This is a genomic window from Winogradskyella sp. ECml5-4, assembly GCF_036903175.1.
Lineage (GTDB): Bacteria > Bacteroidota > Bacteroidia > Flavobacteriales > Flavobacteriaceae > Winogradskyella > Winogradskyella damuponensis.
On record NZ_JAYJLF010000010.1, the window covers coordinates 160,752 to 182,126 of the forward strand.

Here is a 21,375-nt window from a genome sequence, read left to right on the forward strand (position 1 = left end):
ATTAAGGAATTTAAATAATGTTTTTTAACTCACTAGACTTCGCTATTTTTTTGCCTATAGTATTTATACTATATTGGTTTGTGACGAATAAAAACTTGAAACTTCAGAATGTACTACTTGTTGTTTCAAGTTATGTTTTTTACGGATGGTGGGATTGGCGTTTCTTATCACTTATTCTTTTTAGTACGTTAGTGGATTATAGTATAGGTAGAGCCTTGAAAAAAGAAAGCGTCATAACGAAAAGACGATTTTTACTTTGGACAAGTATATTAGTTAATATAGGGTTTCTTGGTTTTTTTAAATATTATAATTTTTTTTTAGATAATTTTGTTTCTGCTTTTACACTTTTTGGGAAAGAAATTAAAGCTCATTCATTGAATATCATTTTACCTGTTGGTATTAGCTTTTATACGTTTCAAACTCTAAGTTACACTATAGATGTTTATAAAAATAAATTAGAACCAACGAAAGATTTTATTGCGTTTTCAGCTTTTGTAAGTTTTTTTCCACAGTTAGTTGCTGGTCCAATAGAGAGAGCTACTAGTTTGTTGCCTCAGTTTTATAAAAGCAGAAAATTTGAGTATGCTAGTGCCGTAAACGGTTTAAAACAGATACTTTGGGGTTTGTTTAAAAAAGTAGTTATTGCAGATAATTGTGCTAAATATGCCAATTATATTTTTGATAATTCTACAGATTTAAGTGGAAGTACTTTAGTTTTAGGAGCTGTGTTTTTTTCATTTCAAATTTATGGTGATTTTTCAGGCTATTCAGATATTGCTATTGGTGTTTCACGTTTATTTGGTTTTAATTTAAAACAAAACTTCGCTTTTCCTTACTTTTCAAGAGATATAGCTGAGTTTTGGAGGAGATGGCATATATCTTTGTCTACATGGTTTAGAGATTATGTATACATCCCTTTAGGTGGAAGTAGAGGTAAATTAATTCATACCATTAAAAATGTATTTATTATTTTTATAGTAAGTGGTTTTTGGCATGGTGCAAACTGGACCTTTGTAGTTTGGGGAACCTTAAATGCACTTTACTTTTTACCAATATTGCTCATAAAAAAGAATAGGAACCACTTGAATACAATAGCGGAAGGTAAAAAAATACCGAGTTTTAAAGAGTTTATTTTCATGTTAATAACGTTTGGATTGACCGTTTTTGCATGGATATTCTTTAGAGCAGAAACGATGGGTCATGCATTTAGTTATATATCAGAGATTTTTTCAAGCTCTTTTTTTTCAATACCTTATTTTAAAAATGGCTCACGAGCTATACCAACACTGATATTGATTTTATTTTTTATAGTTGTTGAATGGTTTGGAAGGTTAGATAAGTATGCTATCGAGTCGCTATTCACAAATCATAAATCATTTAAAATATGCTTTTATTATTTAATTGTGATTTTAATTTTCGTTTTTGCGGAGTCTAGTCAAGAATTTATATATTTTCAATTTTGATGAAGAAGTTTATTTTGAAAATAGTTGTTTTTACGATTCCAATTATAGTATTGGCTTATGGTATTGATAGTTATTTGTCTAACAATCTTAGAAAATCAAATATATTTGCTCATTCAGAATTCCCCATTTGGAATGCTATTATAGAAGGCAATTTAAACGCAGATATATTAATTTATGGAAGTTCTCGTGCATGGGTGCATTTTGATCCTAAAATTTTAGAAGACACATTACAAGTATCTGTTTACAATCTTGGTGTTGATGGCCATACAATTAATATGCAACTACTGAGACACCAATTAGCTCTAAAAAATAATAAGAAGCCTAAAATGATTATTCACTCTGTTGATGCCACAACATTACAAAAAGGAGATTTTTATAATTCAGAGCAAATTTTGCCTTATATGCTTGGTAATGATTATTTTGAGGAGTTTACGTCTAGTTATACATCATATACTTATTTAGATTATAAATTACCAATGTTAAGATATTATGGTAAAACTGACGCTATTGCAACAGCATTTAAAATGAGCTTTCAAACTCAAAATAATAAAGAACAAAGAGTAAGGGGGTATCAAGGTCAAGACAGAACTTGGAATGCTGATTTCAAAAAAGCGAAAAAGGGAATGAAGAGCTATAGAATTACAATTGATAAGAATCTCAAACAAAGATTTAATAATTATCTTAAAGAGTGTAAAGAAAATGATATTGACGTTATATTAGTGTATGCTCCAATATATATTGAGGGGCAAGAATTTATTGTTAATTTAGATGATATAAAGAATACTTACATAAGATTTGCAGAAATTTATAATTTAAAATTTTTTGATTTTACAAAAGATGATATATGCTATAATAAAGACTATTTTTATAATGCAAGGCACATGAATAGAATAGGATCAGAACTTTTTACTAAAAAGTTGGCTTCTGAAATTAAAAACCTATTTTGATGTTATATAAAAGATTAGTAACTAATTAATGAGCACATTAACCATAATTTCACATACAGAACACTACAAGCTACCAGACGGAACTATTGTTGGTCTAGGCTCTACGGTTACAGAGTTAAATCACCTTTTAAGTGAGTTTGATGAGATTTTTCATATCGCAATGTTACATCCTACTAAAGCTCCACCAAGTGCATTACCTTATACTTCAGATTTGATTAAATTGATTCCAATTAAAGCAGTAGGTGGTCAAAGTATTATGGATAAATTTTTAGTACTATGGCAAGCCCCTAAAATTTTAAGCGTCATAACTAAAACATTAAAGCAAAGCGATTATTTTCAGTTTAGAGCACCAACCGGTATTGGAGTTTATGTTATTCCGTATTTGATGTTTTGTAGTTTTAAAAAAGGTTGGTTTAAATATGCTGGGAATTGGAATCAAAAAAATGCACCTCTAGCTTATAGGTTTCAAAAATGGTTATTAGAGAATCAAAAAAGGCGAGTTACAATTAATGGTACATGGCCTAATCAACCTAACCAATGCCTAACGTTTGAAAACCCATGTTTAAGTAATATTGATATAGAAAAAGGAAAAAGTGTAGTAAAAGATAAAGTATTTACGAATGAAGCTGTCAATTTTTGTTTTGTTGGAAGATTAGAAGAAGCGAAAGGAATCGGGTTACTAATAGATGCCTTTAAAAATTTAAAAGAAAAGGATAAATTTAAAATAGGTGATATTCATGTTGTAGGTCACGGAAAAGATATGGCTATTTATAAAGACAAAGCAAATGAATCAAAATTGAATTTCTATTTTCATGGATTTTTGTCAAGGGAACGTGTGCATGATGTCTATATAAAATCTCATGTTATTGTTTTGCCTTCTGCATCAGAGGGGTTTCCAAAAGTAATTGCTGAAGCTCTAAATTTTGGATGCCTGCCAATTGTATCTAATGTTTCAGGGATTTCAAATTATATTAGTGATGGAAAAAATGGATTTTTATTAGATATTGTTTCAGTTGAAGAAATAATAATAAAACTGCTAAGTATTATGCATTTAAATGAAAAAGATTACCAAGATATGTTAAATTTTGAACGAGAAATTATCGAAAAGTTTACATTTGATTATTACAATTCTAGGGTAAAAAATGAATTGATAATTTAATTCGTTTTTTTGGGTATGTTTTTTTTATTCAAAATAGTTTTTTCTTTTGTAATACCTTGATTTATTAGGAGTAAATAAAAAAAATACTATTTTTAACTTTTATTTATGATTCTTGTTAATCTTTTATGATTTTAAAAAAAATACTTTGGACGCTAAAGCGTCATCCCTTCTTGTATTTAGTTAGATTTAGACTGTTGTCTGAAAACTCTAATGAAAATGAAATAAGTAGTTGTTCTTATAATTTTATAAATAGTAAAGATGATATTCCAAAGTATTTTAGTGATGTAAATAACATAATATTAGAAAGTAATAAACCAAATTCAGATATAGAATTAGTAAAAAAAATAAGTTGTTGGTTAGTTAACAATATTAAAGGAGGAAGAGGATTGAGTGTTCCTTCAGAAGAAGCTTTAAAAATTATGTTAGCCGGAAATGGAGGAGTGTGTAGTGATATGGTGCAAATATTTAATAATTTTTGTGTTATTAACGATATTAAAGTTAGAGAATGGGGGGTAACTCGTGCTCCATTTAATAGAGATTATGGAGGACATTCGTTTAATGAAGTTTTTATCAAAGAATTAAATAAATGGGTTATGATTGACGTCTCTTATTGTTCTTTGTTTTACTGTGAAGGGGAAAAGCCTTTGTCGGTAACAGAATTTTATAAATTACAAAGAAGTGGAGGTAAAGTAAGCTATAATTTTTATAATGGTTCTAAAGATATTTACGTTAAAAGTATTAATAAAAATTATTTAAACCCTGATAATGTGCCTTTTCTTATTAACAATTACTCAAACAAAGTCTATGATTCTTCATTAAAAATTTTACGCCCTATCTTTCCTGTTTTTATTATTCACTTTGTAGTATTCTTAATTGCTAAAAGCTATAATTATAAGTTTCCTTTAGACGATTATAAAAAGATATTTTCTTAAGTTGTGTTAGCTTATTTAGAATTAACAAAAGTTGGAATTTTAAGCATTAAATATAATCAGATTTTTTATATAGTTGAAAACTAATATTACATATACAAGTGTTTTAATTATACACGCTATTATTGGAATGCTTATTTATTTTAATGAGAGTCTTTCTAAATTATATTTTTTAGCTGCATTTAGCTACTTTCTATATCGAATAATTGTTGCTCCAATTAGTAAGAAAACTATAGAGGTTTTATGTGCATGTTCTTACTTTGTGGGGGCTGAGGTGCTTTTAAGAATGACGGGGGGGACCATTTCTTATGAGGGAGTTAAATATATCATAATTTTATTTTCTTTAGTAGGAATGTTTTATAATGGGGTATCAGGAAACAGTTATCCTTATTTTTTTTATTTACTGCTTCTTGTTCCTTCAATTTTTGTTGCTTCTACGACTTTAAGCTTTGATGCAAATTTTAGAACTAATATTGCTTTTGTTCTTAGTGGACCAGTGTGTTTGGGTATAGCAGCCTTATATTGTTATGATAAAAAAGTAAGTATTAAGGAGGTTCATAAACTCCTTCTATACATGGCTTTGCCAATTGTATCACATACAATTTATATCTTTTTTTATAATCCTAGCGTAAAAGAAGTGTTATCAAATACAGGGTCTAATAGAGCTACATCTGGTGGTTGGGGCGCTAATCAAGTAGCAACAATTTTAGGAATTGGGATGTTTGTTTTTGCTGCTCGATTGTTTACCAAGTCTCCTACGAATAGATTAAAATTATTGAATATAGTTCTTTTTTCTGCAATTGGTTTTCGTGCCTTTGTTACATTTAGTAGAGGAGGTGTAATAACGGGGGTGATTACTATTTTAGCATTTTTAGTTATTTATTATTCTGTGGTGTCGAGAAAAAAAAGAAATAATATCATAGCTATATTTTTTGTGTTTTGTTCAACTTTAGCAATTACTTGGGTTATTAGTTCAAACCAAACAGATGGATTTATTGATTTAAGATATGCTAATAAAGATCATCGAGGAAGAGAAAAAGCTGATATTTCAACAGGTCGTGGAGCATTGTTTAAAAAAGAGATAGAAGGTTTTATTTCAAATCCATTTTTTGGAATAGGATCGAGTAGAGCAAAAGATCAACGAATTGAAGAAGAGGGACAAGGAGTTACCTCTCATAATGAGGTAAGTAGGATCTTGGCGGAACATGGAATGTTGGGTGTAATTATTTTGTTGATTTTAATTATAAAACCACTAGATTTTAGGTCTAAACATAAACAGAACTATTATTTTTATGCATTCTTATGTTTTTGGTTTGCCACAGTAAATCATTCATCAATGCGTATAGCAGCTCCAGCTTTCATATATGCCTTAGCACTTTTAAATGTAACTAATGAAAAACCTTCTTTATATAGGAAACGCACTATCCAACAATAGTAGTACAGCAACGACTATTGATACGCTAAGTGAGCATCTAAAGGATACTTTTTCGATAAAAGTTGCATCAAATAAATCTAATAAGATTTTACGTTTATTAGATATGATTAGACTAGTCATATCTAATAGAAGGACTACTGATTTTGTGCTAATTGATACTTATAGTACAGTTAATTTTTATTATGCACTTGTGATTAGTCAGTTATGTCGGTTTTATAAGATTAAATATGTAACTATTCTTCATGGAGGAAATCTAGAAAATAGATTAAAACACAGTTCAAAATTAAGTCACCTTATTTTTGACAATGCTTATAAGTTAGTAGCACCTTCTCACTTTTTAAAATCAGTTTTTGAATCCTATAACTACAAAGATGTATTATATATTCCAAACAATATAGAAATAGATAATTATGATTTTTATAGTAGAAGTATTGATTGTATAAAATTATTATGGGTAAGATCTTTTTCTTCAATATACAATCCAGAACTCGCTATTTTAGTTTTAGAAAAATTATTAGAAAAGAATTATAATGCCCAATTAACTATGGTTGGACCAGAGGTAGATGGCTCATTAAAAAAAGTAAAGGATTTAGCAGAATCAAAACAACTACAAGTAAATTTTACGGGAAAATTGTCTAAAGTAGAATGGTTAGCGCTTTCTAAAGATTCTAATATTTTTATTAATACAACTAATTTTGATAATACTCCTGTAAGTGTCATTGAGGCTATGGCTTTAGGTTTGCCAATAGTTTCTACAAATGTTGGTGGCTTACCTTTTTTAATTACAAATAATGTTGATGGGTTGCTTGTAGAGCCTAACAATGTTGATGCTATGGTTGATGCTATTATAAAATTAGACGAAAAGAATAGAAGCGAACTAGTTAATAATGCGCGCCTTAAAGTAGAAAATTTTGATTGGAGTGTAATTAAACCCAAATGGGAAGCCCTTTTGTCCTAAAATTATGTTAAAAATCATTTGTACTTATTATATTTACACCACAGTTTTTCCCAACAATGTCTAAAAAAAAAGGTATTCATTTCGAAGTTTCTGAGCGTAAAATTCTACTGAGAATTTTGGATTTGGTTATGGTATACTTAGGTGTATATTGCTTGAGTCTTTACTTTGACTTTGAATATATTGTTGTAAGTGCAGAGAATAGTGTAGCGTTAATTCTATTAGGTGTTTATGTCTCTATTTTTGCTACCATCTTTGAGTTATACGATTTACAAAAGGCAAGTAGACTAGATACCACCTTTAAAAATATTGTAATAACGGCCTCAACGGTAGTCTTATTTTATTTGTTAACACCTGTTTTGTCACCATTCTTGCCGATAGAGCGTATGCAAATTGTTTATCTCTATTTAACTATTGTTGTATCTATACTTTTATGGCGACTCGTTTATATAAATTTAATTGAATCTCCTCGTTTTTATAAACGAGTCCTTCTTGTTGGAGAAGTATCTAATATAGATGGCCTAATTAAAGCATTAGATACATCAGATCCAAATTATAGAATAGTTGGTTTTATAAATAGTGAAGCTTCCAGTGCTGATTCAGTGAAGTTTACAGGGTTAAAAGAGTTTGCAGCCACAGAATTTTTAGAAACAATTGATAAAGAACGAATATCCGAAATTCTTGTAGCAAGCTTTAATACCGAAGCTATAATGGCTGAGGTTTATCATGATTTAATGCTATTACTAGAACGTGGTTTTAAAATAAGAGATTATTCTCAAGTTTATGAAGAGCTACTTCAAAAAGTACCTATTCAGTTTGTTGGTAAGGATTTCTATAAGTATTTTCCTTTTAGTCGAAGTAATGAAAATAAGCTCTATATCTTTTTTCATCGTGCCTTTGATGTTACGTTTTCATTAATAGGCCTTATAGTAGGCGTACTATTGTTACCTATTATTTTAATAGGTAATTTAATGGGGAATAAAGGACCTTTATTTTATGTTCAAGAGCGTGTTGGTATAAACGGAAAACCGTTTAATATTGTTAAGCTTAGAACCATGGTTGTTAATGCCGAGAAAGATGGAGTAAAGTGGGCTCAAAAAAACGATAAAAGAATTACATCCTTTGGGATGTTTTTAAGACGCTCTCGTTTAGATGAGGTGCCTCAATTTTATAATGTACTAAAAGGAGATATGAGTATTATTGGACCTAGGCCAGAACGTCCTTTTTTTGTTAGCGAGTTGTCTCGTATAATACCATTTTACGAAACACGTCATATGATAAAACCAGGGTTAACTGGTTGGGCACAGGTTAGTACAAGGTATGGCTCTTCAGTAGACGATAGTCTTACCAAGCTTCAATACGACTTATATTATATTAAACACAGAAGTGTTTTTTTAGATTTTAGTATTACTATAAAAACGCTAAGTACTATTTTGTACTACAGAGGACAGTAGTTTTAGTGGGAATTAATTCTTATTAAAGAATTGTATTAAAAAGACATACCTTACTAATAACGCCACAAGTAACGGAATTAAACCAATAGCAAATACTTGAACGCCACCCAACCAATGAAAAGTCATAAGTGCTAACATGATAATTAAAAACTTAAGGTAGCGCTTAACCCAATTTTTAATTTTAGGTTTTAATAATTGTCCTATTACAATAATATTAAGTGGAAAAGCCCATAGCAAATTATAGTTTTGAGCTGTTGCAGAGTGGTCTGTTAAGAACCATAAAAATAGTATAATAACACCTATGGCACCTGTAGTCCCAAATATGGTAATATCTAACCAATTGCTTCGAGTATTATTTTTATAATCTTTATAGGTGAAAAATAAAATACAAAGGCTAATTAATCCTATTATAATTAAAGGGCTAAACAGAATATTTAAAGATGAATCTGTTTCCTTTTTTTCATACAGAGTAGAAGAGCTTTTTACTAAATTTTCAGTGTTGTTTAGTGTTGCAGTTTCAAAAAAGGTATGAATATATTGTGGTAAAAACATATGCTCGTTAACAGTGGCTGTTCTGTCAATAACGGAACCCAAAGCAATGTCTATCCCAAAACTTCCCCAAGTATTTAAACCTACATGATCGTGAATAAGGGTTCTAAAGGTTTTTGGTTTAAAATTTTCAGGTAGCTTAAAATCAATTTTACGTTCAGAAACTTTTAGAGTGATATCTCTAATTCGTGTCGCACAATTGTCATAAAAGAAATCGTATAAATAACGTCTGTTTTCAGGTTTATAATTGTTTTCTAAATAATTAAATAGTTTTTGTTTTTCTTCAGTAGATAGGTTTAAGATTTGTTCGTCTATGGTGCGATTATCTTCTTTATAGGCAAAATAAAAATCTTTAAAGTAATGTTTGCTTATCAGGTAATTGAGTTTTCCTTGAGCGAATTTCAAATAAAAGTTAGGAGCTTCAAAGTCGTAAGCACCATAGCCATAAACTACATCAATACCTAAATTTCGATCTTTTACTCTAAAGCCATTGTGACCAAAAGCATCATTTAAAGAGTTGCCAGGACCAATAGTTAATACCGTTATCTGAGCATCAGGTGATAATTGCCGTTGCTGTGCAAAGTTTGAGAAAAATGTAAATAGGAAAGCAAAAACGAACAGTTTCAATTTCATAATAATGATTATCTAAAGATGCTAAAGTCTATTTTTAAAGAAAATACATTAGAGTATAAAGCTGCACTTTGGTCACCAATATCAGTAAAAGCATAATCGATTTGAATGCCTCTATGTTTAAAACCAACACCAAAGTTAGGTTGAAATGAAATTTGTTCAGAATTATCAATCTGAATTTCATTCTGAAAATTACCAACTCCAGCCCTTAAAAAGACTAAATCTGTATAACCAAACTCAAATCCCAAAGCAGGATTTATACTCGCAAAAGATGTTGAAATAATATCGTTGTTTTGGGCAAAACGCATGTTTAGGTTTACAGCTGCTAATAAAGAATAATCATAATGAAAAATCCATTTTTTAGACATTCCTAACTGTAACTTAGGTATTGTTATTTCAGTGGTTTCAGGAAGTTCTTGATTTTCTCCTTCAATAGCACCGCTTATTTGTTCAAACTTATCTTCGTCAATTGACCAAGCATTATAAGTGGTTGTAATATCTCTTGCCATAAAACCAAACTTCCAATTATTGTTACCTTCAAATTGAATGCCTGCATCTAATCCAAATCCCCAAGAAGACGCAAAGTCACCAATAATTCGTCGGATTATTTTAGCATTAACTCCAAAGTTTAAACCATCTAAAGGTAATTTTCTAGCATATGAAAAGGTTAAACCATAATCTGCCGTAGAGAAGGTACTTATTCTATCGTAATTAATATTGCCTTGATCGTCTATTAATTGCGTGGTGTCTAAAATGTCATCAACTCCAAATCTAATTAATGAAATACCTAATGCACTTTCGTTATCTAAAGGCATCGCATAAGCGATATAATTATAATTGGCAATGTTTGCAAAATAGCTAGAATGCATTAAGGAAAGTTGACTGTCTTCAAGATGTACCAATCCTGCAGGATTCCAATATCCAGAATTAACATCAGCAGTTTGTGATACAACAGCATTACTCATACCTAAAGCAGCAGCATCAACACCAATATTCATAAATTCATTAGAATATTTTCTTGTAGTTTGTGCCGAGGCTATAAGCGTAGTAAGTGTTAAGAGAATTACATAGTAATTTTTCAACAGCAATAATTTTTTACAAAGATGCACATTATTTTTCTGAAGTAGTTTAAACTTTTTGTTTGTAATGAAGGTTTTTTTTATCTCACAAAGTCATTTTTAGTTAGATATCCTACGATACAGAGAACAAAAATGATAAATTTTATAGGTAAAATAAAAAGTTTAAATCACTTCTTCCTATTTAACTGTTAAACGTCGTTTTTATTGCATTCTTTATATTGCAATTTGAAATAGACTCAAATACTTTTATATTTTTACAAAAATTAAGTTTATGAGATTAAAACAACATATTCCCAATATAGTAACACTTCTGAATTTGTTTTCAGGATGTATTGCTTTAATATTTGCAGTGAATGGTAACTTTGTTGCCGCAGCATTCTTTGTGTTTTTAGGTATATTTTTTGATTTCTTTGACGGACTTTTAGCAAGAAAGCTAAATGTACAAAGTCCACTAGGTATTCAGTTAGATTCGCTTGCCGATTTGGTAACGAGTGGAGTTGTACCAGGAGTTATCATGTTTAAACTTATTTCATTAGCCATAGATGCTCCAAATTTTTCAACTCATAGCGATAGCTGGAATTCAGTGTTTCATTGGCAAGGATTTAAAATGTCTGTTTTGCCATTAATAGGTTTGTTTATTGCTTTAGCTTCTGCTTATCGTTTAGCAAAATTTAATTTAGACGAGGATCAACAAAGTTATTTTAAAGGCTTGCCTGTGCCAGCCAATACGTTAGTAATATTGTCATTACCCTTAATTTTAGAATACCAGAATAGCGATTTAATAAATTCAATAATTATTAATAAATGGTTTTTAATAGCATTAACTCTGCTTAGTTGTTATCTATTAAATTCTAACATAAAGTTATTTGCTTTAAAATTTAAAAATTGGGGATTTAAAGACAATGCTATTCGTTATATTTTTCTAATTTTAAGTGTGGTGTTATTAATTTTACTTCATTTTGCAGCAATACCACTTATAATTGCATTATATATAATACTTTCATTATTAACAAAATCTAGTATAGTTTAACTCAACACATTTTCTAAATAGAATTTATAATTAATGGCTTCAGGATTTTTTGCATTACTAGATGATATAGCGACTTTGATGGATGATGTCGCTGCGATGACCAAGATAACAACGAAGAAAACAGCAGGTATTTTGGGGGATGATTTAGCCGTAAATGCAGAAAAAGCATCAGGGTTTGTATCTTCTCGTGAAATTCCAGTACTATGGGCAATTACAAAAGGCTCATTTTTAAATAAATTAATAATTTTACCTTTAGCGTTTCTATTAAGTGCGTTTTTACCTTGGTCTGTTATTGTTATTTTAGTGCTAGGAGGGTTATACTTGTCTTATGAAGGGGCTGAAAAAATCTATGAATTTTTTGTACCTCACCCTAAGGAAGTGACTAAAGAATTTAAAGGAAACTTTACAGAACAAGAATTGTTAGATTTAGAAAAAACGAAGATAAAATCTGCAATTGTAACTGATTTTATCCTATCTGTTGAAATTGTTATTATAGCCTTAGGATCTGTAGTAGGAGAACCAATAACAACTCAAATCATAGTTGTATCTATTGTAGCATTAATAGCTACCGTTGGTGTTTATGGTATTGTAGCATTAATAGTAAGAATGGATGATTTTGGATTACAGCTAATTAATAAAAGTAATGGAGGAAAAGGTGTTTTATTTTCAATCGGAACTTTTTTGGTTTGGGCTTTACCAAAACTAATAAAAAGTTTGTCTGTTATCGGGACTATAGCTCTACTTCTTGTTGCTGGTGGGATCTTTGTCCATAATATTGAATTTTTACATCATTTCTTAGAACAAATTCCTTCTATTTTAAGAGACTTTATTGTCGGATTAGCCGTTGGATTAGTTTGTTTAATTTGTGTTGAAATATTTAAAAAGATATTTTTTAGTAAGCGTTCTAAACATTAAAAATAGCAACGTTAATTGGTGTGAAAACTTGTTAAATTTAAAGTTGGTTAATAGCATAACCCTAACTCTAATATTGGAATGAAAATATTAGAACCTATTAAATTAAAGCGAGTAAAAAATGAAAAAATTTAAACTTAAAGAGTTAGTAAGAGTATTTTTATTTCTATTAGTAGTTCAGTTTATTATTGGTTTAGCAGATGTTTTACTATCTCAAGCTCACAGTGAGTTATCTTCAATAACGTCTTTACTAATAGCTATTTGTAGTTATCCTTTGAGTCTTATCAGTAGCGATTTACCATTTTATGTCTCAGAAAGCATATTAATGGTTATTTTATATTGGATTATAAATCTAATGATACAAGCTGTGATTTTGTATATAATGCTAATTGTGGTAAAAAAGATGAGAGAGAGTAAATAATCTTAAAACTCAAGCTTTGTTTTACGTAGCTCAAAATTCTGACCTAAATAAACTTTTCTTACCATTTCATCACTAGCCAATTCTTCAGGTTTCCCTGCTTTAAGAATGTTACCTTCAAACATCAAATAAGTTCTGTCAGTAATTGCTAGTGTTTCTTGTACGTTATGGTCTGTAATTAAAATACCAATATTTTTCTTAGTCAGTTTAGCAATAATTCGCTGAATATCTTCAACAGCAACAGGATCTACACCTGCGAAAGGTTCATCCAATAGAATAAAACTAGGATCGGTGGCTAGTGCTCGTGCAATTTCTGTTCTACGACGCTCACCACCAGAAAGTAAGTCGCCTCTATTAGTTCTAATATGGCCTAAACCAAATTCTTCAATTAGCGATTCCATTTTAGCGTGTTGCTCTTTCTTACTTAATTTTGTAAGCTGCAATACACTTAAAATATTATCTTCAATACTTAGTTTTCTAAAAACAGAAGGTTCTTGGGCTAAATAACCAATACCATTTTGAGCACGTTTGTACATTGGATATTTCGTGATGTTGGTATCGTCTAAATAGATGTTTCCTCCATTAGGCTTAATAATTCCAACAATCATATAAAAAGAAGTGGTTTTTCCAGCTCCATTCGGACCCAATAAACCAACAATTTCGCCCTGATTAACCTCAAGGGAAACATCTTTTACTACTTTTCGTCCGTTATAGGACTTCATTAAATGTTCTGCTCGTAACTTCATATTATTTCTAAGAACGCTAAATTTAATAAAATCATATAGATTCTATTTGCTTTGGCAATCATTTATTAAAAGTTTAACCTTGCTCTGTGTTTAAAATTTAGATAATGCTATACGAATAATCTAAAATTTTAAAGCGAATTGGCACGTTTTTCTTTTCTTTTTTGATTTTTAACAACTATAGCCGAGATATAAATACTAATCTGATATAATAATAATATAGGAATAGCTACAATAACCTGACTTGCAATATCTGGAGGTGTAATAATTGCAGATAATACCAATACTATAACTAGTGCAAATTTTCTATATTTCTTTAAAAACTGCGGAGTTACAAGACCTACTTTTGTTAAAAAGTAAATAATTATAGGTAATTCAAAAACAAAACCAGAGGCAATAGCAGAAGAACGTACAATCGCAATTACGGAGCTTATATCAAATTCATTAGAAATCTGCTCACTAATTTGATAATTGGCTAAGAAATTTATAGATAAAGGTGTCACAATATAATAACCAAAGAGTACACCAAGAAAGAATAAAAAGGATGCAATAACTATAAAACCTCTAGAGTTTTTACGCTCACTCGGTTTTAGTCCTGGACTTATAAAACTCCAAAGCTGATAAAGCACATAAGGAAATGAAATTATAAAACCAGCATAGATAGAGGTCCAAATATGTGCTGAAAATTGACCAGCAACAGTTCTGTTTTGAATGATAAAAGGAAATTTATCAGCGCAAAAGGTCGTATCTGTCATACCTAAAAACTGAGACATCTTACAAAGGCCTTCATAGGTAGGGAAGTCCATATGTGTTGGCCCAAAAATGATGACATCAAAAATAAACTTTTTAAAAATAAAGGCTAATGTTGCTGCAATTACAATACTAATTGTTGCTCTAACTAAATGCCATCTTAAATCTTCGAGATGATCTAAAAACGACATCTCATCCATTTGTTTTTTTGCCATTATATAATGCCTTCTTTTATTAAATCGTGAAGATGAACCACACCTGAGTACTTGCCATCATGTTCTACCAATAGTTGAGAAATTCCAAACTCTTCCATAACTTCCTTAGCATCAACAGCCATAGCGTCTTCAGAAATGCGTCTTGGATTATTACTCATAATGTCTTTGGCTTTTAAACCCGTAAGATCATCACTTTTACTTAACATACGTCTTAAATCACCATCTGTAATAATACCTACAATTTTATCCTCTTCTACGACAGCAGTAACACCAAGCATTTTCTCTGTGATTTCTACAATTACTGTTTTTAATGAAGCTTCAAGATTAACTTGTGGTTTTTGGTTTTGTGAAGATAAATCGTTTACTCTTAAATAAAGACGTTTACCAAGTGCACCGCCTGGATGATATTTGGCAAAATCTTTACTTGAAAAGCCTCGTAATTCCAATAAGCAAACCGCTAAAGCATCTCCCATTACCAATTGTGCAGTAGTGCTAGTTGTTGGAGCTAGATTATTAGGACAAGCTTCTTGAGCGACATAAGCATTCAAAATATAATCGGCTTGTTGTCCTAAAAACGAATCTTTATTGCCCGTAATAGCGATCATTTTATTATTTGCATTCTTAATAAGTGGTACCAAAACTTTAATTTCTGGCGTGTTTCCACTTTTAGAAATACAAATAACAACGTCGTCTTCTAGAATTAATCCAAGGTCGCCATGGATGGCATCAGCAGCATGCATAAAAACAGCTGGAGTACCAGTAGAATTTAAGGTTGCAACGATTTTGTTAGCAATGATAGCACTTTTGCCAATTCCTGTAATAATAACACGACCTTTAGACTGGTAAATTAACTCTACTGCATCTGCAAAATCTTCCGTTAGTAAATCTGATAAATTATCAATAGCTTTACTTTCTAATTTTATCGTTGTTTTTGCAGTTTTTAAGATGGATTGTTTAGTGTTCAAAACTTATTTTTTATAGAGTTTTTTAAATATAAAGAATTTGTTATCTTTAAAGTTGTTGCAAATGTATATAAAATACTAATAAGGATTAATGAGTATTGCAGAAATTGACTTACATACTTCACTAAAAAAACACTTTGGATTTTCAGAATTCAAAGGTCTTCAGGAAGAAGTTATAAAAAACGTCGTAGCAGGTAATAATACTTTTGTTATTATGCCAACAGGAGGCGGAAAATCGTTATGTTATCAGCTACCAGCTTTAATAGCAGAAGGCACAGCTATTGTTGTGTCGCCTCTTATTGCACTGATGAAAAATCAGGTAGATGCTATAAGGGCTGTATCTGAACACGAAGGTGTAGCACATGTTTTAAATTCGTCTTTAAATAAAACAGAAGTAAAACGTGTTAAGGATGATATTACAAATGGCATTACTAAATTGCTATATGTAGCCCCAGAATCATTAACCAAAGAAGAGTATGTTGACTTCCTACGGACAGTTAAAATTTCTTTTATGGCTGTTGATGAAGCGCATTGTATCAGTGAATGGGGACACGATTTTAGGCCAGAATATAGAAATTTAAAAACTATAATTAAACGTATTGGTGACGATATTCCTATCGTTGGTCTTACCGCTACAGCTACAGAAAAAGTTCAGGAAGATATTTTGAAAAGCTTAGGAATGCCTAATGCTGTAACATTTAAAGATTCTTTTAATAGACCCAATCTTTATTATGAGGTACGACCAAAAACTAAAAATGTAGATTCAGATATTATTCGTTTTGTTAAGCAGAATGAAGGAAAATCTGGAATTATTTACTGTTTAAGTCGTAAACGAGTTGAAGAGTTAGCACAAGTTCTTCAAGTTAATGGAGTAAAAGCCGTACCATATCACGCCGGTTTAGACGCTAAAACTAGAGTAAAACATCAAGATATGTTCTTAATGGAAGATACAGATGTGGTGGTGGCGACAATTGCTTTCGGAATGGGAATAGACAAACCAGATGTACGTTTTGTAATTCACCATGATATTCCTAAAAGTATTGAAAGCTATTATCAAGAAACAGGACGAGCAGGACGAGATGGAGGAGAAGGACATTGTTTGGCCTACTACGCTTATAAAGATATAGAGAAACTTGAAAAATTTATGGCTGGGAAGCCTGTTGCAGAACAAGAAATTGGACATGCATTATTACAAGAAGTTGTTGCTTTTGCAGAAACATCTATATCTAGACGTAAATTTATCCTTCATTATTTTGGGGAAGAATTTGATAATGAAACTGGAGAAGGTGGAGATATGGACGATAATGTACGTCATCCTAAAAAACAAGTACAAGCTCAAGATGATGTTCAGGTTTTATTAGATACAGTCAAAAAAACTAACGAAAAATATAAGGCTAAAGATTTAGTTCAAGTGCTTGTTGGAAATTCAAATGCACTTATTTCGTCTCATAAAACAGATCAACAAGACTTTTTTGGAGTTGGTAAAGCTAAAAATCCAAGATATTGGATGGCATTAATCAGACAGGTCATCGTTGCACGTTATTTGAAAAAAGACATTGAAACTTATGGTGTGCTAAGATTAAGTGAGAGTGGTTTGGATTTTATAACCAATCCTCAATCTTTTTTAATGGCTGAAGACCATGTTTATGATATAGATTCAAGTGATGGTATTGTTACAAATACTAAAGGAGGTGGAGCCGTTTCAGATGATAAGCTCATGAAAATGCTTAAAGATTTAAGAAAACGGAATGCTAAAAAATTAGGTGTGCCACCTTTTGTAATTTTTCAAGACCCTTCTTTAGAAGATATGGCTTTAAAATATCCTATTAATATAGAGGAATTATCTAATGTACATGGAGTAGGAGAGAGTAAAGCCAAAAAATACGGTAAAGATTTTGTGAATTTAATAGCGGATTATGTTGAGGAAAACGACATTATGAGGCCTGATGACATGATTGTGAAGTCTACAGGAACAAATTCTGCGATAAAGTTATATATCATTCAAAATGTAGATCGTAAATTACCACTAAATGACATTGCCTCTTCTAAAGGTATGGAAATGCCAGCTTTTATAAAGGAAATGGAATCCATTGTGTTTTCCGGAACAAAATTAAATATTGATTATTGGATTGATGATATTTTAGACGAAGACCAACAAGAAGAAATCCATGACTATTTTATGGAATCTGAAAGCGATAAAATAGACGATGCAATTGAAGAATTTGATGGAGATTACGATGATGAAGAATTACGTTTATATCGAATTAAGTTTATGAGCGAAGTGGCGAACTAAGTCCTTATAATATTTGATGCTTACCCTAAGCCGTCTAAAATTATATTTATATATAGTAAAGGCGAGTTGTAAAATAGTATCGAGAACACTATAAAATAATCAACTAGTGTTCTCGATACATCATTTTAAATGTTTGCTAAACTTCAATTTTAATTTTACTCGAAAAAGAGATTATAGCTATTCTTCCTCATCAGAAGCATCAATCACAACATATTTACTAAATAGAAGGTCGTGTTTTTTTACTTTGATTTGAATACTTTTAAGTGTTGCTTCTTCTAATTTTTTTACATCATGTTCTTCAATCTGAAAATCAATCTTAGTAACATACCTTCCTTTAATATCAGAACTTTCAGATTCAAACTCTGGCATATCAGCATCTAACTGTAGTTTAAAGTTATCACCAGAAAACACAAGTTGAGCGCCATTTTTAGATTTAACATTTAGCTGACCAACAATAACTGTCTGAAAAAAGAAATATCCTCCTAATTCGTTCAAACCAGCAAAAAGCACATTGTTTTCAGAAACACCAAAAGGTTTGTTTTCCACATCAGTTATAATAGCTTCAATAGTATCTCCAGGTATAGAATTAGAAGTTTTAGAGCCAAAGAGTTTAGATAGGGAAAATGCCATGTGTTTTGTTTTTTTTCAAAACTAACTTTATTAATTTAAATGTCAAATTTAAATTCTACTCTTTAGTTTCAAAGTGGTGTGCTCGCTATTTAAATTATTGATATTCTGGTTGGTATTTTTCAAAATCTATTTGGTGATGCTATGAGGGAATTTTACAAATCTACAAACCTCCTACTTCAAACTTCCAACTCAGTTCACTATCTTTGCAGTCTTAAACAAAAGAAAACACAATGCAAGACGGTTTATACGCAAAATTTAACACCTCAAAAGGTGTGATATTAGTAAATTTAGAGTTTGAAAAGACTCCAGGAACAGTTGGTAATTTTGTAGCTTTAGCAGAAGGTAATTTAGAAAATTCTGTTAAACCACAAGGGACTCCATATTATGACGGATTAAAATTTCACAGAGTTATTCCTGATTTTATGATTCAAGGTGGTTGTCCGCAAGGTACAGGAACAGGACATCCTGGTTATAAGTTTGATGATGAGTTTCATCCAGATTTAAGACATAGTGGTCCTGGTGTTTTAGCAATGGCAAACTCTGGTCCTGGTACCAATGGAAGTCAGTTTTACATTACTCACATTGCAACCGATTGGTTAGATAATAAACATACAGTATTTGGAAATGTAGTAGAAGGACAAGATGTTGTAGATTCTGTAGCTCAAGGAGACATCATTGAAAGCTTAGAAATAATAAGACAAGGTGAAGCTGCCGAAAAATTTAATGCCATTGAAGCGTTTAGAACATTTGAAGGTTCTAGAGAAAAGCGTATCGCAGCAGAACGTGAAGCTGCAAGAGCAGAGTTAGATAAGTTAGCAGCAGGTTTTGATGAAACAGAATCTGGTTTACGTTACCAAATTATTCAAAAAGGTGAAGGTAAAAAAGCAGAAAAAGGAAATACAGTATCTGTACATTACAAAGGTCAGTTAGCAGATGGGACGGTTTTCGATTCGTCATACAAAAGAAACTCACCTTTAGATTTTCAAGTTGGTGTTGGTCAGGTAATTCCAGGTTGGGATGAAGGTATCTGTCTTTTAAACGTTGGTGATAAGGCACGTTTAGTAATTCCTAGTGATTTAGGATATGGCGCAGCAGGAGCTGGAGGTGTTATTCCTCCAAACGCAACATTGGTTTTTGATGTAGAATTGATGGATGTAAAAGCTTAAGATTTATCTTAATTTAGTAACAAAACAATAAAAGAATCGTCTCACTATTAAGTGAGACTTTTTTTTTGCACTTAGATCAACCAAATAAACCGACCATTATGAAGGCTAAAATTTTAATAGTGTTTATTGTAATTATTACATGGAGTTGCACAAATTCTGTAAACTATTCTGAATCTTTTAAAAAGGAAACAGCAGGATATTACCTTTATAATCCTGATGAACTTATTGAGGTGTATTATAAAGGTAATGTGCTCTTTTTAAATTGGAAAGAAGGTAAAATTGAACCAGTAGCCTTAGAAGAGAATGAATTTTTTGTTGCAGATATGTATAAGAAATTCCGGTTTGTACAACATCCCGAAACCAAAGCACGCTATTTATCTGTAATTCCTGAAGGTGATGAAGCTAAAATTACTTACGATTATTTAAAGGCACCAAAAGGTTATAAAACACCAAGTATGCATTTAAAAGATGGTAATTATAAAGAAGCACTTGAAGGGTATTTAGACATTAAGAAAGAAGATTCTACAAGCTCTTATATAAATGAATGGAGTTTTAATAAAATAGGCTATAAGCATATGAGTAACCACGAGTATGATAAAGCTATTGAAACATTAAAAATTAATACGGCTTTACATCCTAATAGTATTAATGTTTACGATAGTTTGGCAGAAGCTTATTTGCTAAAAGGGGATAGTTTACAGGCTTATAATAACTATAAGAAGGTCTTAGATATATCACCAACAAGTAAACGTGCAAAACGGTTTGTAGAGGGCAATGCTAGTAAGTTTCAAAAGTCATTGTAGGCTCTTTGCTTAATAAAACAGTTTAGTTGTTATAAGACATGGTCTAATCTAGACTAGAAGTTTTGTTTAAAAAAAAAAGTGAACCTTTTTTAAGTTCACTTTTTTAATAATTGTTAGTACAAATAAATTAGGCCGTCTGCATCTTGTGTTTACCTTCATAAATTTCTTCAACGAGTTTTGAAGTAAATGCCGGTAAATCATTAGGATTTCTACTCGTTACTAATCCTTGGTCAACAACGACTTCGCTGTCTTCCCAATGTGCACCTGCGTTAATTATATCTTTTTTAATTGAGGCATATGATGTAACCTTTCTACCTTTTAGGACGTCTGCTTCTGCCAATAGCCAAGGCGCATGACAAATGGCTGCGACCGGTTTATGGTTTTCAAAAAATGATTTGATAAAATTTACAGCATCCTTGTTTTTTCTTAAGGTATCAGGGTTCATTACTCCTCCAGGAAGTACTAAGGCATTATAATTGGATTGTGAAACGTCATCTAATGTTTTGTCCACATTATATGTATTACTCCAATTTCCATCTTGCCAAGCTTTAATTTTTCCAGATTTTTCAGAAACAATATCAACATCAGCACCAGCTTCTTTTAAAGCGTTTAATGGTTCTTTTAATTCACTTTCCTCAAATCCATTAGTTGCTAAAATTGCGACTTTCTTTCTATTTAAATTTTCCATTTGTGATTGTATTTATTTTGTTATTAGTAATTCGATTCAACACTAAGATAATAAATGCTTTAGGCTATAGCGAATTTTAAAAGGGACTTAACGTCAGTTTAATACTAAGTGTTAAATGAAATCCGAATAATGTTAAAGATTAAAAAAAGCGTTAAAAAATTAACA

The 21,375-nt window shown here is 30.8% G+C and carries 20 protein-coding genes; 13 read left to right on the forward strand and 7 right to left on the reverse strand.

Translation table 11 applies throughout. The features are described 5' to 3' along the window. Nucleotides 1–17 precede the first annotated feature (17 nt). The 7 genes from VDP25_RS12265 to VDP25_RS12295 all read left to right on the forward strand — a co-directional run bounded on the left by VDP25_RS12265 (nucleotide 18) and on the right by VDP25_RS12295 (nucleotide 8,342). Nucleotides 18–1,463: an MBOAT family O-acyltransferase gene (locus VDP25_RS12265; RefSeq protein ID WP_334470188.1), complete on the forward strand. Its 1,446-nt coding sequence runs from the start codon at nucleotides 18–20 to the stop codon at nucleotides 1,461–1,463. Continuing rightward, the gene (locus VDP25_RS12270) at nucleotides 1,463–2,410 is read left to right on the forward strand and encodes a hypothetical protein (protein ID WP_334470190.1); all 948 of its coding nucleotides are present in this window, start codon (nucleotides 1,463–1,465) and stop codon (nucleotides 2,408–2,410) included. Before VDP25_RS12265 ends, VDP25_RS12270 begins: the two co-directional genes overlap by 1 nt. A gap of 28 nt (nucleotides 2,411–2,438) precedes the next feature. Continuing rightward, nucleotides 2,439–3,569, forward strand: coding sequence for a glycosyltransferase (locus VDP25_RS12275; protein WP_334470192.1), 1,131 nt, complete (start codon nucleotides 2,439–2,441; stop codon nucleotides 3,567–3,569). Nucleotides 3,570–3,694: 125 nt separating this feature from the next. Then, nucleotides 3,695–4,501 (forward strand): transglutaminase domain-containing protein, encoded by an 807-nt coding sequence (locus tag VDP25_RS12280; RefSeq protein ID WP_334470194.1) that lies wholly within the window; start codon nucleotides 3,695–3,697, stop codon nucleotides 4,499–4,501. Nucleotides 4,502–4,574: 73 nt separating this feature from the next. Beyond that, on the forward strand, nucleotides 4,575–5,933 hold the full coding sequence (locus VDP25_RS12285) for an O-antigen ligase family protein (protein ID WP_334470196.1): 1,359 nt from the start codon (nucleotides 4,575–4,577) through the stop codon (nucleotides 5,931–5,933). Next, complete coding sequence (locus tag VDP25_RS12290) at nucleotides 5,890–6,891, forward strand: glycosyltransferase family 4 protein (protein WP_334470198.1); 1,002 nt, start codon at nucleotides 5,890–5,892, stop codon at nucleotides 6,889–6,891. The genes VDP25_RS12285 and VDP25_RS12290 overlap by 44 nt, the downstream gene beginning before the upstream one ends. A 56-nt stretch (nucleotides 6,892–6,947) precedes the next feature. Beyond that, nucleotides 6,948–8,342, forward strand: coding sequence for a sugar transferase (locus VDP25_RS12295; protein ID WP_334470200.1), 1,395 nt, complete (start codon nucleotides 6,948–6,950; stop codon nucleotides 8,340–8,342). Between the two features lie 12 nt (nucleotides 8,343–8,354). Here the strand turns inward: VDP25_RS12295 and VDP25_RS12300 are convergent, their stop codons facing one another. Together VDP25_RS12300 and VDP25_RS12305 are read right to left on the reverse strand one after the other, a co-directional pair. Continuing rightward, the gene (locus VDP25_RS12300) at nucleotides 8,355–9,524 is read right to left on the reverse strand and encodes a lipoprotein N-acyltransferase Lnb domain-containing protein (protein WP_334470202.1); all 1,170 of its coding nucleotides are present in this window, start codon (nucleotides 9,522–9,524) and stop codon (nucleotides 8,355–8,357) included. 8 nt (nucleotides 9,525–9,532) lie between these two features. Next, the gene (locus tag VDP25_RS12305; protein WP_334470204.1) at nucleotides 9,533–10,603 is read right to left on the reverse strand and encodes a PorV/PorQ family protein; all 1,071 of its coding nucleotides are present in this window, start codon (nucleotides 10,601–10,603) and stop codon (nucleotides 9,533–9,535) included. 268 nt (nucleotides 10,604–10,871) lie between these two features. On the opposite strand from VDP25_RS12305, the gene VDP25_RS12310 reads away from it, so the two are divergent. The 3 genes from VDP25_RS12310 (at nucleotide 10,872) to VDP25_RS12320 (ending at nucleotide 12,963) form a co-directional block, all read left to right on the forward strand. Further along, complete coding sequence (locus VDP25_RS12310; protein ID WP_334470206.1) at nucleotides 10,872–11,630, forward strand: CDP-alcohol phosphatidyltransferase family protein; 759 nt, start codon at nucleotides 10,872–10,874, stop codon at nucleotides 11,628–11,630. Between the two features lie 33 nt (nucleotides 11,631–11,663). Next, nucleotides 11,664–12,545, forward strand: coding sequence for a DUF808 domain-containing protein (locus tag VDP25_RS12315; RefSeq protein ID WP_334470208.1), 882 nt, complete (start codon nucleotides 11,664–11,666; stop codon nucleotides 12,543–12,545). Between the two features lie 118 nt (nucleotides 12,546–12,663). Next, nucleotides 12,664–12,963 (forward strand): hypothetical protein, encoded by a 300-nt coding sequence (locus VDP25_RS12320; protein ID WP_215924325.1) that lies wholly within the window; start codon nucleotides 12,664–12,666, stop codon nucleotides 12,961–12,963. A 2-nt stretch (nucleotides 12,964–12,965) separates the two neighbouring features. Here VDP25_RS12320 and lptB read toward each other — a convergent pair whose 3' ends face one another. From lptB to VDP25_RS12335, 3 genes are all read right to left on the reverse strand, one after another. Continuing rightward, nucleotides 12,966–13,706, reverse strand: a complete 741-nt coding sequence (lptB, locus tag VDP25_RS12325; RefSeq protein WP_334470212.1) for an LPS export ABC transporter ATP-binding protein — start codon at nucleotides 13,704–13,706, stop codon at nucleotides 12,966–12,968. 128 nt (nucleotides 13,707–13,834) lie between these two features. Continuing rightward, nucleotides 13,835–14,668, reverse strand: coding sequence for a twin-arginine translocase subunit TatC (gene tatC / locus VDP25_RS12330; protein WP_334470214.1), 834 nt, complete (start codon nucleotides 14,666–14,668; stop codon nucleotides 13,835–13,837). Then, the gene (locus VDP25_RS12335) at nucleotides 14,668–15,633 is read right to left on the reverse strand and encodes a KpsF/GutQ family sugar-phosphate isomerase (protein WP_334470216.1); all 966 of its coding nucleotides are present in this window, start codon (nucleotides 15,631–15,633) and stop codon (nucleotides 14,668–14,670) included. The genes tatC and VDP25_RS12335 overlap by 1 nt, the downstream gene beginning before the upstream one ends. A gap of 88 nt (nucleotides 15,634–15,721) precedes the next feature. Between VDP25_RS12335 and recQ the strand changes: the two genes are divergently transcribed. Beyond that, nucleotides 15,722–17,923, forward strand: a complete 2,202-nt coding sequence (recQ, locus tag VDP25_RS12340) for a DNA helicase RecQ (RefSeq protein ID WP_334470218.1) — start codon at nucleotides 15,722–15,724, stop codon at nucleotides 17,921–17,923. A 177-nt stretch (nucleotides 17,924–18,100) separates the two neighbouring features. Here the strand turns inward: recQ and VDP25_RS12345 are convergent, their stop codons facing one another. Beyond that, a complete protein-coding gene (locus VDP25_RS12345) occupies nucleotides 18,101–18,553 on the reverse strand; it encodes a hypothetical protein (RefSeq protein ID WP_334470220.1) in 453 nt (150 codons plus the stop codon). Between the two features lie 230 nt (nucleotides 18,554–18,783). On the opposite strand from VDP25_RS12345, the gene VDP25_RS12350 reads away from it, so the two are divergent. Together VDP25_RS12350 and VDP25_RS12355 are read left to right on the forward strand one after the other, a co-directional pair. Continuing rightward, a complete protein-coding gene (locus VDP25_RS12350; protein WP_334470222.1) occupies nucleotides 18,784–19,719 on the forward strand; it encodes a peptidylprolyl isomerase in 936 nt (311 codons plus the stop codon). A 98-nt stretch (nucleotides 19,720–19,817) separates the two neighbouring features. Continuing rightward, complete coding sequence (locus tag VDP25_RS12355) at nucleotides 19,818–20,522, forward strand: tetratricopeptide repeat protein (protein ID WP_334470224.1); 705 nt, start codon at nucleotides 19,818–19,820, stop codon at nucleotides 20,520–20,522. A 127-nt stretch (nucleotides 20,523–20,649) separates the two neighbouring features. On the opposite strand, the gene VDP25_RS12360 is transcribed toward VDP25_RS12355, so the two are convergent. Beyond that, a complete protein-coding gene (locus VDP25_RS12360; RefSeq protein ID WP_334470226.1) occupies nucleotides 20,650–21,210 on the reverse strand; it encodes a type 1 glutamine amidotransferase domain-containing protein in 561 nt (186 codons plus the stop codon). Nucleotides 21,211–21,375 lie beyond the last annotated feature (165 nt).